The sequence below is a fragment of the Stenotrophomonas sp. 3(2025) genome, from assembly GCF_052665395.1.
Genome location: NZ_JBQOIF010000011.1, coordinates 30,170 through 44,077 on the forward strand (window position 1 = coordinate 30,170; position 13,908 = coordinate 44,077).

15 protein-coding genes are annotated in these 13,908 nt (G+C 66.3%); all 15 read right to left on the minus strand.

Translation table 11 applies throughout. The features are described from left to right. Position 1 precedes the first annotated feature (1 nt). The 15 genes from pal to aspS all read right to left on the minus strand — a co-directional run bounded on the left by pal (position 2) and on the right by aspS (position 13,799). The gene (gene pal, locus ACUXVE_RS10355; RefSeq protein ID WP_025874668.1) at positions 2-520 is read right to left on the minus strand and encodes a peptidoglycan-associated lipoprotein Pal; all 519 of its coding nucleotides are present in this window, start codon (positions 518-520) and stop codon (positions 2-4) included. 64 nt (positions 521-584) lie between these two features. Beyond that, positions 585-1,904, minus strand: coding sequence for a Tol-Pal system beta propeller repeat protein TolB (gene tolB, locus ACUXVE_RS10360; RefSeq protein WP_222388499.1), 1,320 nt, complete (start codon positions 1,902-1,904; stop codon positions 585-587). Positions 1,905-2,153: 249 nt separating this feature from the next. Further along, positions 2,154-3,209, minus strand: coding sequence for a cell envelope integrity protein TolA (tolA, locus tag ACUXVE_RS10365; protein ID WP_222388498.1), 1,056 nt, complete (start codon positions 3,207-3,209; stop codon positions 2,154-2,156). After that, positions 3,199-3,627 carry a protein TolR gene (tolR, locus tag ACUXVE_RS10370; RefSeq protein ID WP_025874671.1) on the minus strand — a complete coding sequence of 143 codons (429 nt, stop codon included), beginning with the start codon at positions 3,625-3,627 and terminating at the stop codon, positions 3,199-3,201. The genes tolA and tolR overlap by 11 nt, the downstream gene beginning before the upstream one ends. 24 nt (positions 3,628-3,651) lie before the next feature. Next, a complete protein-coding gene (gene tolQ, locus ACUXVE_RS10375) occupies positions 3,652-4,431 on the minus strand; it encodes a protein TolQ (RefSeq protein ID WP_025874672.1) in 780 nt (259 codons plus the stop codon). Between the two features lie 10 nt (positions 4,432-4,441). Beyond that, positions 4,442-4,879, minus strand: coding sequence for a tol-pal system-associated acyl-CoA thioesterase (gene ybgC, locus ACUXVE_RS10380; protein ID WP_032975136.1), 438 nt, complete (start codon positions 4,877-4,879; stop codon positions 4,442-4,444). After that, positions 4,869-5,909 carry a Holliday junction branch migration DNA helicase RuvB gene (gene ruvB / locus ACUXVE_RS10385; protein ID WP_025874674.1) on the minus strand — a complete coding sequence of 347 codons (1,041 nt, stop codon included), beginning with the start codon at positions 5,907-5,909 and terminating at the stop codon, positions 4,869-4,871. The genes ybgC and ruvB overlap by 11 nt, the downstream gene beginning before the upstream one ends. 378 nt (positions 5,910-6,287) lie before the next feature. Beyond that, positions 6,288-8,207, minus strand: a complete 1,920-nt coding sequence (locus tag ACUXVE_RS10390) for a potassium transporter Kup (protein ID WP_033831825.1) — start codon at positions 8,205-8,207, stop codon at positions 6,288-6,290. Positions 8,208-8,256: 49 nt separating this feature from the next. Then, on the minus strand, positions 8,257-8,850 hold the full coding sequence (gene ruvA / locus ACUXVE_RS10395; RefSeq protein WP_025874676.1) for a Holliday junction branch migration protein RuvA: 594 nt from the start codon (positions 8,848-8,850) through the stop codon (positions 8,257-8,259). 13 nt (positions 8,851-8,863) lie between these two features. Then, positions 8,864-9,385 (minus strand): crossover junction endodeoxyribonuclease RuvC, encoded by a 522-nt coding sequence (gene ruvC / locus ACUXVE_RS10400; RefSeq protein ID WP_093818726.1) that lies wholly within the window; start codon positions 9,383-9,385, stop codon positions 8,864-8,866. Between the two features lie 129 nt (positions 9,386-9,514). After that, a complete protein-coding gene (locus ACUXVE_RS10405; RefSeq protein ID WP_032975140.1) occupies positions 9,515-10,246 on the minus strand; it encodes a YebC/PmpR family DNA-binding transcriptional regulator in 732 nt (243 codons plus the stop codon). Positions 10,247-10,431: 185 nt separating this feature from the next. Next, positions 10,432-11,064 (minus strand): esterase/lipase family protein, encoded by a 633-nt coding sequence (locus ACUXVE_RS10410; RefSeq protein WP_025874679.1) that lies wholly within the window; start codon positions 11,062-11,064, stop codon positions 10,432-10,434. A gap of 77 nt (positions 11,065-11,141) precedes the next feature. Continuing rightward, complete coding sequence (locus ACUXVE_RS10415; RefSeq protein WP_301867497.1) at positions 11,142-11,663, minus strand: GNAT family N-acetyltransferase; 522 nt, start codon at positions 11,661-11,663, stop codon at positions 11,142-11,144. Between the two features lie 32 nt (positions 11,664-11,695). Then, a complete protein-coding gene (locus ACUXVE_RS10420; protein ID WP_333623104.1) occupies positions 11,696-12,031 on the minus strand; it encodes a DNA primase in 336 nt (111 codons plus the stop codon). Between the two features lie 16 nt (positions 12,032-12,047). Then, the gene (gene aspS / locus ACUXVE_RS10425) at positions 12,048-13,799 is read right to left on the minus strand and encodes an aspartate--tRNA ligase (protein ID WP_140225621.1); all 1,752 of its coding nucleotides are present in this window, start codon (positions 13,797-13,799) and stop codon (positions 12,048-12,050) included. Positions 13,800-13,908 lie beyond the last annotated feature (109 nt).

Genomic DNA, 13,908 nt, shown 5'->3' on the forward strand with positions numbered 1-13,908 from the left:
ATTACTGCGCGGTGTAGACGATTTCGACGCGACGGTTCTGCGACCAGCAGGACTCGTTCGACTCGGTGCAGACCGGACGCTCTTCACCGTAGGACACGACGGTCAGCTGCGAAGCCGAGCCACCGTTGGCCTGCAGTGCCGAGTTGACGCCGTTGCCACGACGCTCGCCCAGGGCCTGGTTGTACGCGCGCGAACCGCGCTCGTCGGTGTGGCCCTGCAGGGTGATGCGCGAGGACGGACGGTCACGCAGGTACTTGGCGTGGCAAGCCATGATGGCCTGGAATTCCGGCTTCACGTCTTCCTTGTCCAGGTCGAAGTAGACAACGCGCTGGCGCAGGCAGGCATCGGTGTCCAGGTCGCCCGGGCCGTACAGGCCGGAGGTGGACGGACCGGTCGGGGTGGTGGTCGAGGTGCCGGTATCGACCGGAGCCGGGGCTTCTTCCTTGACCTTCTTCGAGCAACCGGCCAGGACGGCCACAGACAGCAGGGAAACAAGCAGAACGCGGGTGGACTTGTTCATGGCGATACCTTTGTGGCTCCTAAGCCGATGAGGGGTTCAATACAGAGAAAATATTAACACTCTTTTAGCGCTGGGTACGGTATGGGGACCATGCCGGCTCGCGCACATCACCGTCTGCCAGAACCAGGCGCTGGCGCACGCGCGCATCGGCCGAGACGGCGTACAGCACACCACGACCACCCTCACGGGCGGCATAAAGCACCATGCTCGCGTTGGGCGCGAAGCTCGGCGATTCGTCCAGCGAACCCGGCGACAGCGTGCTCCAGCGCGGCGAACCCAGCGAGCTGTCCATCATCGCGATCTTGTAGCTGTTGCCCGAACCCTGGGCGACAGCGATCTTCTTGCCGTCATAGGAGACCGAGGGCTTGGCGTTGTAGTTGCCCTGGAAGGTCACGCGCTCGGCGCTGCCGCCACCGGCACCGACCTTGTAGACCTGCGGACGGCCGCCGCGGTCGGAGGTGAAGTACACCGCGCTGCCGTCCGGCGCCCAGGTCGGCTCGGTATCGATGGCGAAGTGGTTGGTCAGCTGGGTCAGCTGCTTGCTGCCCAGATCCATCACGTAGATTTCCGGGTTGCCCGAACGCGACAGGGTCAGGGCTAGCTTGCGGCCGTCCGGCGAGAACGCCGGGGCACTGTTGATGCCGCGGAAGCTGGTGACCAGCTCACGGGCGCCGGTGGAGATGTTCTGGATGTAGATGGCCGAATTGCCACGCTCGAAGCTGACGTAGGCCAGCTTGTTGCCATCCGGGCTCCACGACGGCGACAGCAGCGGCTCGGCCGAACGCACGATGGTCTGCGGGTTGAAGCCGTCCGAATCGGCCACCATCAGCGCATAGCGCATGGCGTCGCCCTTGCCGCTGGCGGTCACGTAGGCGATGCGGGTCCAGAAGGCACCACGGACGCCGGTGATCTTCTCGTAGATGGCGTCGGCCATCTGGTGGGCAACGTCGCGCATGGCATTGCCACGTGCGGTCATCGCCAGGCCCAGCAGGCGCTCGCCCTTGGGCACGTCGAACAGTTCGTACTCGACGCGGTAGGCGCCGGCACCGGCGTCCATGACCCGGCCGACGACGATGTAGTTCTGCTTCAGCGCGCGCCAGGTGGCGAACTGGATGTCACCGCCGCGGGTCGGCTTTTCGACGATCTGCGCTTCGGGCAGCGTGCGGAACTGGCCCGAACGTTCGAGGTCGGCACGGACCACGCCGGCGACGTCGGTCTGCGGAGCACCGGCTGCACCCTGGTAGGGCATCGGCACGATGGTGATCGGGAGGGCGGAGGCATTGCCGCCGATGATGTCGATATCCAGCCCCTTCTGCTGCGCGACGGCAGCAAAGGGCAGCAACAGGGCCGCAAACACGGCAAGCCAGCGAGGCATCTTCTTCATGGAGCGCTCAAATAGGGGGAACCGGAACGAGGGATAGCAAAACGGCAGTGAACCGCTTCGCAATCATGAACCAAGGGTACGTGAATTCCTGGTCAGTGCCAGCCGGGTCTCTCACATGCCGTTAACGTCGCGGCCACCTTTCGTGCGAATGACGCGTCCCAATCATGGCGTGGACGGGCCCGCACGATCCAGAGCTAAAGGCGTCATGGATGACGGGACAGCCCCAAAGGGCTGCCCTGCCCCCGCGCCTCAGCGATCCTGGGCGGTGAACGTGAAGTTGATCGTGCGTGCGAATACCTGCTCGAAACCGCGGTACGGCAGCGGCTGGGCGTTGAGCACGGCGGCCTCGATCGAGCGCTTGCCGGCTTCATCGAACGGGCAGCCGGCGCTGACCGTGGCGCTGCGGACGGTACCGCCCGGCAACTGGTTGATGGTGATCTGGCAGCGCTGGCCCAGCGGCACACTGTCCGGACGCACCCACTGCGCCAGCACCTTGGCCTGGATGGCCGCCGCGTACTTGGCAGACAGATCATCACTGCTGCCACCACCACCGGCAGCCGGCTGTGCGGCACCACTGGCGCCGGCAGCGGCCGTGCCTGCGGCATTGCGCGCAGCGGCGACCTGGCGCAGCTTCTGCTCGGCCAGCTTGGCTTCCTTCTCGGCCTGCTCGCGGCGGGCACGGATGTCGGCGATCTTCTTCTGCTTCTCGGCCTCGGCCTTGTCAGCGGCCAGGCGCTCCTGCTCGGCCTGCTTCTTCTTGGCGTCCGCTTCCTGCTGCTTGGCCAGGCGCAGCTTCTGCTCGGCCTCTTCCTGGCGCTTGCGCTCGGTCAGGTCGATCTGCTCCTGGCGGCGCTTGGCTTCCTGCTCCTGCTTGGCCTTTTCCTGCGAGACCGCCAACGCGCTGACCGCGTCCTGGTCCTTGGTATCGGGCTGCGCCACGCGCTCCTGCGCCTGTTGCTGCTGCGGCGTCGGTGCGTCCTGCGGGCGCGGCTCTTCAATCGGCTGCGGCGGCGGGATGGTGTCTTCCGGCACCGGGATCGGTTCGGCCACCGGCGGCGGCAGGTCTTCCAGCTTTTCCGACTGGCGCAGGGCCTGGCGGGCGGCGGCGGCTTCGGACGCGGACAGCGCCAGGCTGGCCTCGACCGAGGGATCGCCTGCGGCGGCATCGGTATTGCGCTGCGGTGACCACAGCCAGGCGCCGATGAAGATCAACGCGACCAGCAGGTGCACCAGCACGGCCAGCACCAGCGGCTGGCCCCAGCCGGGTTCCTGCTTGTGCGGTGGCGGCAGGGCGTCAGCGTGCATCGGTGGCCAGGCCTACCTTGTCCACGTTGGCGCGCTTGATCACGTCCATCGCCGCGATGACCTTTTCATAGGCCACGGCACGGTCGGCGGCGACGATCACGCGCACTCCCTTGTCCTGCGCGGCGATGCCGGACAGGTGGCCCTGCAGTTCCTCGGCAGTGACGGCCGTGGGTTCCTTGGCGTCGGGCAGCTTCAGGCTGAGCTGGCCGTCCTGGCGCACCGAGACGATCACCGGGTCCTGCTTGCTTTCCAGCGCCTTGGCGTTGGAATTGGGCAGGTCGACATCGAAGCTCAGGGTGAGCAGTGGCGCGGTGACCATGAAGATGATCAACAGCACCAGCATGACGTCGATATAGGGAACGACGTTGATTTCCGATTTCAGCTTGCGGCGCTTGCGGCGACCGATGGCAGCGGACATGGCTTGGACTCCCGGGTCTGGCGCTTACTCGTCGCCAGCGCTCTGGCGCTGCAGGATCGAGCTGAACTCGTCGGCGAAGGTCTCGAAACGCACCGACATGCGCTCCACGCGGGTGGTGAAGCGGTTGTAGGCCCATACCGCCGGGATCGCCACGAACAGGCCGATGGCAGTGGCGAACAGCGCTTCGGAGATGCCCGGGGCGACGGCGGCGATACCGGCCTGGGCGCCGCTGCTGATCATGTCGTGCATGGTCACCATGATGCCGAACACGGTACCGACCAGGCCCACGTACGGGGCGGTCGAGCCGATGTTGGCCAGCAGTTCCAGGTTGCGCTCGAGCTGGTCGACTTCGCGGGTGTAGGTGGTGCGCATGGCGCGCTGGGCACCTTCCAGCTGGGCACGGCCATCCAGCCGGCGCTTGTCGCGCAGGCGGGTGTACTCGCGGAAACCGGCTTCGAAGATGGCTTCCAGGCCGCCGACATTGCGGCTGCGGTCGGTGGCCGAGCTGTACAGCTTGCCCAGGTCGGCACCGGACCAGAAGCGGTTCTCGAACTCGTCGGCTTCGCGGGTGGCCTGCTTGAAGATGCGGGCCTTGCGGAAAATGATCACCCAGCTGACGAACGAGCCGACCAGCAGCGCCAGCACGATGATCTTCACCGGCAAGCTGGCCTTGGCCATCAGTTCGAGGTAGTTGATGCCGCCGCCGGTGGTGGCCTGGGCAAGGGTCTGGGTCGCGGCATTGCTGACGTCAGCCGGCAAAGCCTCGGTGACCGTGGCCTGCAGGGCCAGGAGCGTTGCGATCATCCGTTGTTCCTCAAGAGTTCTGTTCGGATTCGGGGTGGAGGTGGGGTTGCAGCGCGGCAAGGACGGCATCGTCCATGCCACGCGGGCGGAAACTGGCCGCGTCCAGTGCGGCGATGCGGACCTGTGCGGACAGCAGCAGCTGGCCGTCGCGCAGGACCTGCTGGTCGAAGACCATGCTGGCCTTCTTCAGCTGGACCAGGGTGGCGCTTACCTGCAGCTGGTCATCCAGCCGTGCCGGCTTGATGAAATCCATCTGCATGGAGCGCACCGCGAATACCATGCCGTGCTCGGACCGCATGCGCTCCTGGCCGTAGCCCAGCGCGCGCATCCATTCGGTCCGGGCCCGTTCCATGAAGGCCACGTAGCGGGCGTGGTAGACCACCCCGCCAGCGTCGGTATCTTCCCAGTAAATGCGTGTCGGCCAACTGAATCGCGGTTCAACCGACATCGGGGACCTCGGCAAACAGGTCCTGCGGCGGGTTCTTCGGCTTCAGGCCCATGTGCCGGTAGGCCTTGTGGGTGGCCATGCGGCCACGCGCGGTGCGCACCAGGAAGCCCTGCTGGATCAGGTACGGCTCGACCACGTCTTCCAGCGTGCCACGCTCTTCGGACAGCGCCGCGGCGAGCGACTCGATGCCCACCGGGCCACCATCGAAGTAATCGACCATGGTCTTCAGCAGCCGACGATCGAGCTCGTCGAAGCCTTCCGGGTCGACCTTGAGCATCTGCATTGCGGCCTGGGCCACGGTCTGGTCGATGTGGCCACCGGCCTTGACCTGAGCGTAATCGCGCACGCGGCGCAGCAGGCGGTTGGCGATACGCGGGGTGCCACGCGCGCGGCGCGCGATCTCCCCTGCCCCGTCGGCGGTGCAGTCGATGGCCAGGATCGCGGCCGAGCGGCGCACGATGCGGGTCAGTTCTTCGACGCTGTAGAACTCCAGGCGCTGGACGATGCCGAAGCGGTCGCGCAGCGGTGCGGTCAGCAGGCCGGCGCGGGTGGTGGCGCCGATCAGGGTGAACGGCGGCAGGTCGATCTTGATCGAGCGCGCCGCAGGGCCCTCGCCGATCATGATGTCGATCTGGAAATCTTCCATCGCCGGGTACAGCACTTCTTCCACCACCGGCGACAGGCGATGGATCTCGTCGATGAACAGCACATCGTGCGGCTGCAGGTTGGTCAGCAGCGCGGCCAGATCGCCGGCCTTCTCGATCACCGGGCCGGAGGTCACGCGCAGGGCCACGCCCAGTTCGTTGGCGATGACGTGGCTGAGGGTGGTCTTGCCCAGGCCGGGGGGGCCGAAGATCAGGACGTGGTCCAACGCATCGCCACGACCCTTGGCGGCCTGGATGTAGATCTCCATCTGCTCGCGCACCGGCACCTGGCCGAGATAGTCGGCAAGTCGCTTGGGTCGGATGCTGGCGTCGGCGGCGTCATCCTCGCGGGTGGCGCCGGCGGCGATGATGCGGTCGTCGGTCATGTGCTGATTATGCGGTAAAAGCGGGGAGATTCGGCCGGGCTGCGCCCGGCACCCGCAGAAGCAACTGCAACATCAACTGCCGAAGCGACAGCAGAAGCAGGTTTCCTGATGGATGGCGGGGTGGGTCCGGTTGCGGGGGGCGCTGCAAGTACGTCCATGTAAGCTCGGTCGCCGCATCCATGCGGCTCACGCCCCCGCAACCGGCCCCACCCCGCCTTCGACAGATCTCCGCGATCTGCCGGAATGGCATGGCCTGCTCCTGGTAGGTGTCGACCTTGGTCGACACGGTAGATCCACGCCATGTGTGGATGGAGCTGGATGACACGGACATGGGGTCAGAGCCCTTTTCCTGTGGAAAAGGGATCCGACCCCGCGCGGTCAGATCTCCACCTGCGCGCCCAGCTCGACCAGGCGGTTACCCGGAATCCGGAAGAAGCCCGTCGCCGGGGCGGCGTTCCGGTGCATCAGCGCGAACAGCTTGTCGCGCCAGATCGGCATGCCGCGGTTGGCGGTGGCGACGATGGTCTCGCGGCTGGCGAAGAAGGTGGTGTCCATCGGGTCGAAGTAGATGCCACCGTGGTCGCACGAGCGCATCAGCGCCAGCGGTACGTCGGGGGTCTCCATGAAGCCGAAACGCACGTAGACCCGATAGAACTCATCGCCCACCGATTCGATCTTCAGGCGCTGCCCTTCCGCCGCGTACGGCACCGGCAGGGTCACCACGTGCAGGAACACGTTGCGCTCATGCAGCACCTTGTTGTGCTTGAGGTTGTGCATCAGCGCATGCGGGGCCACGGTCGGGTCGGCGGTGAGGAACACCGCGGTGCCGGGTACGCGTACCGGCGGCGCCAGCATCAGGCCCGGCAGGAAGGTGTCGATGCGGATGCCGTCCTTGCGGATCTCGTCGCGCAGCAGTTCGCGGCCACGGCGCCAGGTGCGCATCATGGTGAACAGGAAGATGCCCAGCACCACCGGGAACCAGGCGCCCTGCAGCAGCTTGGCGCCGTTGGCGATGACAAAGCCCAGATCGATGATGAAGAACACCACGCACAAGGGCAGGATCCAGTTGCGTGCCTTGGGCCACAGCGAACGTGCAACCAGGGCCAGCAGCAGGGTATCGATCAGCATGGTGGCCGACACCGAGATGCCGTAGGCCACGGCCAGGTTGGACGAGCTGCGGAAGGCCAGCACCAGGCCGATCACCATCACCGCGATGCCCCAGTTGATGCCGGGGATGTAGATCTGGCCGATGGTGTCGTGCGAGGTGTGCTTGATGCGCATGCGCGGGATGTAGCCCAGCTGCATGGCCTGGCGCGAGACCGAGAACGCACCGGTGATCACCGACTGCGAGGCGATCACCGCCGCCATCGTGGCCAGGATGATCATCGGGTACAGCGCCCACGACGGCACCGCCTCGAAGAACGGGTTCTTCACCGCCTCGGGATGGTTGAGCACCAGCGCGCCCTGCCCCAGGTAGTTCAGCACCAGGCAGGGCAGCACGAAGAAGTACCAGGCGTGGCGGATCGGCTTGGCACCGAAGTGGCCCATGTCGGCGTACAGCGCCTCGCCACCGGTCACCGCCAGCACCACCGCGCCGAGGATGAAGATACTGTGCCAGCCGTGCTCCATGAAGAAGCGGATCGCCCACCACGGGTTGAATGCCTTCAGCACTTCCGGCGCGTCGACGATGTTGTAGATGCCGATCGCGGCCAGCGAAATGAACCAGATCGAGGTGATCGGGCCGAACAGCTTGCCGATCTTCGCGGTACCGAAGCGCTGCACCGCGAACACGGCCAGCAGCACCACCACGGTGATCGGCACGATGAAGGCATGCAGCCCCGGCGCGGCAACCTCCAGGCCTTCGACCGCACCGAGCACCGATATCGCCGGGGTAATCACCCCATCGCCGAAGAACAGCGAGGCGCCGAAGATGCCGAGGATGCCGACCACGTAGGCCGAGCGCGACCCGTTGCGCAGCGTGCGCTGGGTCAACGCCATCAGCGCCATGATGCCGCCCTCGCCGTCATTGTCGGCGCGCATGATGATGGTCACGTACTTCAGGGTGACCACGATGTTCAGCGCCCAGAACGCCAGCGACAGCACGCCCAGCACGGTGTCGTGGTCGCTGTTGAGCCCGTAGTGCGGCGAGAACGCCTCCTTCAGGGTGTACAGCGGGCTGGTGCCGATATCGCCGAAGACCACGCCGATCGCACCGATGATCAGCGCCAGGCCCCCGGCGGGGGGAGCGTGACCATGGCCACCATGGGCGGCGGTGTGCGGGGTTTGACTGCTGGACATGGGGCTCCTGGCGAAGCTCAGGGTGTAATGGGAAAGGAAGCGGAGCGGCTCAGCGCAGCGCCGACTGCAGGGCCTTGCGGATGACAGTGGCCACTTCGTCGCCCTCGTTGAAGGCCTCGCGCGCCATCCGCGCCGCCTCGGTGGGCTTGTAGCCCAGCTGCTGCAGGGCCACGGTGGCATCGGACAGCGGATCGGCCGGTGCCGGGCCACTGCCGGTCGGCAGAGCGCCACCGGCACCGAACTGCGCCGCGCGGTCGCGCAGTTCCAGCACCATGCGCTCGGCGGTCTTCTTGCCGATGCCGGGGATGCGGGTCAGCGCGGTGATGTCACCGGCCTGGACCATGCGGGCGAATTCTTCGACGGTGACCCCGGACAGCACGGCCAGCGCGATCTTCGCGCCGATGCCGCTGACCTTCTGCACGTCGCGGAACAGGCGGCGCTCGCCTTCGCGCAGGAAGCCGTACAGCGAGACGCTGTCTTCCTTCTGCGAATAATGAGTGTAGAGCGTGACCTCACGGCCCAGCTCGGGCAGGTCGTAGAAGGTGCTCATCGGCGCCTCCAGCTCGTAGCCCACCCCGTTGACGTCCACCACCAGCCACGGCGGCGCCTTGTAGGCGACGATTCCGCGCAGTCGACCGATCATTGCGTGCAGCTCCTCATTTGCGGCCCCACGCTTGGCGGGCAGTCAGCCCCAGGCGGTTGGCCGTTGCCCTTACGTGGGCATGGGTGATGGCCACGGCCAACGCGTCGGCCGCGTCGGCCTGCAGCTTGGTTTTCAGGTTGAGCATGAGCCCGACCATGTGTTGAACCTGTTGCTTTTCGGCGCCACCACGACCGACCACCGCCAGCTTGATCTCGCTGGCGGCGTATTCGTGCACCGGCAGGTCGCGCAGCACCACCGCCGAAATCGCCGCGCCACGGGCCTGGCCCAGCTTCAGCGCCGAATCGGGGTTGCGCGCCATGAACACCTTTTCGATGGCCACTTCCTGCGGCTGGAACTGCAGGCACAGCTCGGCCAGGCCCAGCACCAGCAGCTTCATGCGCTGCGGGAAGTCATCGGCGCCGAGCAGCACCAGCGGCTGGTGATGCACGTGGCTGACCCGGCCGCTGGCATCGACATCGATGATGCCGACCCCGGTCCGTTGTGAACCCGGGTCGATGCCAAGAATGCGGGTCATGCGGCACACGCGCGCAGGCCGCTGATCCGGGAAGGACGCATGCGGCGGTGATGGCTGGAAACGTCTGGGGTCATCATGGTCCGCATTGTCCGCTCACCGGCCGCCAAAGGCGACCGGCGCAGCGTCCGTTCAGGCGTAGGCGTCCGCGCCGAGATCGGCGTTGGAGTACACGTCCTGCACGTCGTCGAGGTCTTCCAGCATGTCCAGCAGCTTCTTGACCTGCAGGACGGTATCGCCCTCGACCTTGATGTCGTTGTCGGCACGGAAGGTCAGCTCGGCATGATCCGGCGTGCGGCCAGCCGCCTGCATCGCATCCTTGACTGCGTGGAAGCTGTCCGCGGCGGTGAGCACGTCGATCGCGCCATCCTCCGGGTAGACCACGATGTCATCGGCACCGGCCTCGATGGCCGCTTCGGAGATGGCGTCCTCATCGGCGCCGGCGCCGTAGTGCAGCACGCCCACGCGCTTGAACATGAAGCTGACCGAGCCTTCGGTGCCCATGTTGCCGCCGCACTTGCTGAACGCATGGCGGACGTCGGCCACGGTGCGCACGCGGTTGTCGGTCAGGCAATCGACGATGACGGCCACGCCACCGGGCGCGTAGCCCTCGTAGCGGATCTCTTCGTACTCGACGCCTTCCAGTTCACCGGTGGCCTTTTTGATGGCGCGCTCGATCACGTCCTTGGACATGTTCGCGGTCAGCGCCTTGTCCACGGCCACACGCAGGCGCGGGTTGTTGTTGGGGTCGCCTCCACCGCCGCGGGCGGCCACGCCGATCTCACGGATGATCTTGGTGAAAATCTTGCCGCGCTTCGCGTCAGACGCGTTCTTGCGGTTCTCGATGGAGGGGCCTCTACCCATGGGTCTTTCCGTACGTGCGTTGATGGATAAGGCCGCGGATTCTACCTGATCGGGCCCGCTGACCGTGTCGAGGGCGGATGGATGCCGCTGCGCTCGCCGGGCATGGCCCGGCGAGAGCGTGCGAACCAACGGTTCGCACCCACAAAGGCAGGGCGGTAGCGCCGGGCCATGCCCGGCGAACCGCCTTACGCGGCGGCGGCGTCCCGGCCATGGTCGAACTGGCCATGGCGGAGAAAATGCGCGGTCTGCCGCGCGGCATCGGGTGACACCACCAGGCCGCTGTGGCTGGTACGCACCACGCAGTGGTCGGCCAGGCCCGGCAGGCGGGTCTCGGCCAGCGCCACGGTACCGTCGGAATCGTCATCGAGCGCCCCGAGCAGGCTGCCCAGCCCATGCGGCACCGAGCCGGCGATCAGGCCAACCGCGGCCTTGCCCTGCCAGTCCGGCAGCCCGTCCAGCAGCAGTTCGCTGCTGCGGCCCAGGGCCAGGCCCCAACCATGTTCGGACAACGAGCGCGCAGTGCCGCTGCCCCGCAGTGGCGAGCCCAGGCAGACCACGCGCTGCACGGGCAACTGCGGCTGCCGGCGCAGGGCTTCCAGCGCCAGCAGGCCACCCAGGCTGTGCCCGACCAGCGACAGCGGGCCTGCATCTGCCAGCCGCTCCAGCAACTGCGGCACGGCCACATCGGGGCCGCCAAATACGGACGAGTAGCCAAAGGTATGGACCTGGAAGCCACGCGCGCGCAGGCGCCAGGCCAGCGGCCCGACCCAGGCACGGGCATTCCAGATGCCATGCAACAACAGAACGGGGGGAGTCATGTGCAACAGCCTGGCGGTCAGCGGGGCGGAACTACGGTGATTGAACACATGCCAGGGGCAAGCGGCGGTGAACGGTTTCAGGCCGGATGCGGCAAACGGCGCAGGATGAACTCAAGATCGTTGGTATCGCCCACCGGGAACAGGTACTCGCCGGCCTTTTCAAAACCATACCGGGCGTAGAAGCGCTGCGCGCCGAAGTTTTCCGACCACACGCCCAGCCACAGCGTGCGCGGGCCGTCGTGCTCCAGCCAGGCCAGCGCCGTTTCCAGCAGGCGGCTGCCCCAGCCGCAGCTCTGCTGCGTCTTGATCAGGTACAGGCGCTTGAGCTCACCGTCACCGGGCTGCACGTCCGGGTGCGGCAATCCACAGGGGCCGGCGGCGGCATGGCCGACCGCCTCCCCGTCCAGCTCCAGCAGCCACACCGCGTAATCGGGGTGGGCCAGGATCGTGCGCTGACGCTCGACCGTGTAGGCCTCGTCGATGAAGTCCTGCAGGTCCTGCGGCGGATACAGATGGCCGAAGGTTTCGGTGAACGTGCGTGCGGCCAGCGCCGACAGGGTCGGCGCGTCGTCCACAGTGGCGCGGCGGATCGAATACATGGGTCGAGTTGACGTCAGGACCACGGTTCGGGTCAAGCCCGCTCCGCCGGTTCCTTGTCGTCTTCTTCCTCTTCCTCTTCTTCGTATTCCTCCTCGTCCTCTTCTTCCTCGCCGTCTTCCTCTTCTTCGCCTTCCTCGTCCTCGTCGTACTCTTCCTCTTCGTCGTCTTCGTAATCCTCGACGCCGAAGTCTTCACCGTCCCAGCGGCCTTCGCCGTCGGCGACGAAGGTCAGGGCCATGGCCGACGGGTTGGTACCGACACGGACCAGCCAACCACCGAAGACACGTGCACGCTCGGTGACCAGGTTGGCCTCGGAGCCTTCATTGCCCAGCTTTTCCCACTCCAGCGAAAACGCAAACTCGGTCATTGCCTGGATCTCCTGATCAGTTTTTCTTGGGGCGAACCTGGATGTGCACTTCGGCCAGCTGCTCGTCGACGATCGGCGACGGCGCGTCGGTCATCAGATCCTGCGCACCGGTGGTCTTCGGGAACGGGATGACGTCGCGGATCGACTCGGTACCGGCCATCAGCGCGGCGATGCGGTCGATGCCGAAGGCGATGCCACCGTGCGGCGGCGCGCCGTAGTTCAGCGCGTCGAGCAGGAAGCCGAACTTGGCACGGGCTTCTTCGGCACCGATGCCGAGCAGTTCGAACACCGCGCTCTGCATGTCGGGGCGGTGGATACGGATCGAACCGCCGCCGATTTCATTGCCGTTGAGCACCATGTCGTAGCCGCGCGAAACGGCAGTCTTGGCGTGCGCGCGCAGGTCGGCGATGTCGTCCACGGCCGGCGCGGTGAAGGGGTGATGCAGGGCGACGTAGCGCTGCGCTTCCTCGTCCCATTCGAACATCGGGAAGTCGGTGACCCACAGCGGTGCCCAGCCGTCGGCGACCAGACTGAAATCCTTGCCGGCCTTCAGGCGCAGCGCGCCCATGAAGTCGGACACCTTGTTGTAGCCGCCGGCACCGAAGAACACGATGTCGCCGTTGCCGGCGCCGACATGGGCGACCAGGGCGGCGAAGCCCTCTTCACTGAAGAATTTCTGGATCGGCGAGCTGATTTCACCGTTCTCGCCCACCTTGATGTAGGCCAGGCCCTTCGCACCGTACTTGGCGGCGTGCGCGGCGTACTCGTCGATCTGCTTGCGCGACAGGCTGGCACCACCGGGGATGCGCAGGGCGGCGACGCGGCCATCGGCATCGTTGGCAGCAGCGGTGAACACCGGGAATTCGCTGGTCTTGACCAGCTCGGCCACGTCCACCAGTTCCAGCGCGATGCGCAGGTCAGGCTTGTCCGAACCATAGCGACGCATCGCCTCGGCCCAGGTCATGCGCGGGAAGCTGGCATCCAGTTCGACGTCGACCACTTCCTTGAAGATGGCGCGGATCATGTCTTCGACGAAGTCCTGCACGTCGCGCTCGCGGACGAAGGCGAACTCCATGTCCAGCTGGGTGAATTCCAGCTGGCGGTCGGCACGCAGGGCCTCGTCGCGGAAGCAGCGCGCGATCTGGTAGTAGCGGTCGAAGCCGGCCACCATCAGGATCTGCTTGAACAGCTGCGGGCTCTGCGGCAGGGCATAGAACTCGCCCGGGTGCATGCGCGCCGGCACCAGGAAGTCGCGTGCGCCTTCCGGGGTGGCCTTGGTCAGGATCGGCGTTTCAATGTCCTGGAAGCCCTTCTCGTCCAGGTGGCGGCGCAGGGCCTGCACCAGCTTGATGCGGGTGCGCTGCATGCGCTGCATCTCTGGACGACGCAGATCCAGGTAGCGGTACTTCAGGCGGGTTTCTTCGCCCGGGTTCTCGTGGGCGTGGAACGGCAGCGGCGCGGCCTTGTTCAGCACGGTGATGGCGGTGGCGATCACTTCCACCTTGCCCGTGCGCAGCTTGTCGTTGACCGCGTGGCGGGCACGTACCACGCCTTCCACCTGCAGCACGTCCTCATAGCCCAGCGAGGCGGCCACGGCGAACACTTCGGCGTTGTCGAGCTCCACCGTCACCTGCACGATGCCTTCATGATCGCGGAGATCGATGAAGCAGACGCCGCCCTGGTTACGGGCCACGTCGGTCCAGCCGGCGAGGGTGACAGTCTGGCCAATCAGGGTCTCATCGACCAGGCCGCAGAAGTGGGTACGCATGGGGGGAAAGCTCCGCTGGAGAACGCCGGCACCTGATGGAGGCCGGAAAGCCTCTTATTCTGCGGCCGACGCCCCGGCCGGGGCAAATGCGGACGGTCACGCGGGCTTG

Excerpts from the sequence above, each read along its gene's own strand:
- ACUXVE_RS10410 (WP_025874679.1), bottom strand. The coding sequence starts at position 11,064 with ATGACTCCCCCCGTTCTGTTGTTGCATGGCATCTGGAATGCCCGTGCC.
- aspS (WP_140225621.1), bottom strand. The coding sequence starts at position 13,799 with ATGCGTACCCACTTCTGCGGCCTGGTCGATGAGACCCTGATTGGCCAG.
- ACUXVE_RS10420 (WP_333623104.1), bottom strand. The coding sequence starts at position 12,031 with ATGACCGAGTTTGCGTTTTCGCTGGAGTGGGAAAAGCTGGGCAATGAA.
- tolR (WP_025874671.1), bottom strand. The coding sequence starts at position 3,627 with ATGTCCGCTGCCATCGGTCGCCGCAAGCGCCGCAAGCTGAAATCGGAA.
- ruvC (WP_093818726.1), bottom strand. The coding sequence starts at position 9,385 with ATGACCCGCATTCTTGGCATCGACCCGGGTTCACAACGGACCGGGGTC.
- ruvB (WP_025874674.1), bottom strand. The coding sequence starts at position 5,909 with ATGACCGACGACCGCATCATCGCCGCCGGCGCCACCCGCGAGGATGAC.
- tolQ (WP_025874672.1), bottom strand. The coding sequence starts at position 4,431 with ATGATCGCAACGCTCCTGGCCCTGCAGGCCACGGTCACCGAGGCTTTG.
- ybgC (WP_032975136.1), bottom strand. The coding sequence starts at position 4,879 with ATGTCGGTTGAACCGCGATTCAGTTGGCCGACACGCATTTACTGGGAA.
- pal (WP_025874668.1), bottom strand. The coding sequence starts at position 520 with ATGAACAAGTCCACCCGCGTTCTGCTTGTTTCCCTGCTGTCTGTGGCC.
- ACUXVE_RS10415 (WP_301867497.1), bottom strand. The coding sequence starts at position 11,663 with ATGTATTCGATCCGCCGCGCCACTGTGGACGACGCGCCGACCCTGTCG.
- ACUXVE_RS10405 (WP_032975140.1), bottom strand. The coding sequence starts at position 10,246 with ATGGGTAGAGGCCCCTCCATCGAGAACCGCAAGAACGCGTCTGACGCG.
- tolB (WP_222388499.1), bottom strand. The coding sequence starts at position 1,904 with ATGAAGAAGATGCCTCGCTGGCTTGCCGTGTTTGCGGCCCTGTTGCTG.
- ACUXVE_RS10390 (WP_033831825.1), bottom strand. The coding sequence starts at position 8,207 with ATGTCCAGCAGTCAAACCCCGCACACCGCCGCCCATGGTGGCCATGGT.
- tolA (WP_222388498.1), bottom strand. The coding sequence starts at position 3,209 with ATGCACGCTGACGCCCTGCCGCCACCGCACAAGCAGGAACCCGGCTGG.
- ruvA (WP_025874676.1), bottom strand. The coding sequence starts at position 8,850 with ATGATCGGTCGACTGCGCGGAATCGTCGCCTACAAGGCGCCGCCGTGG.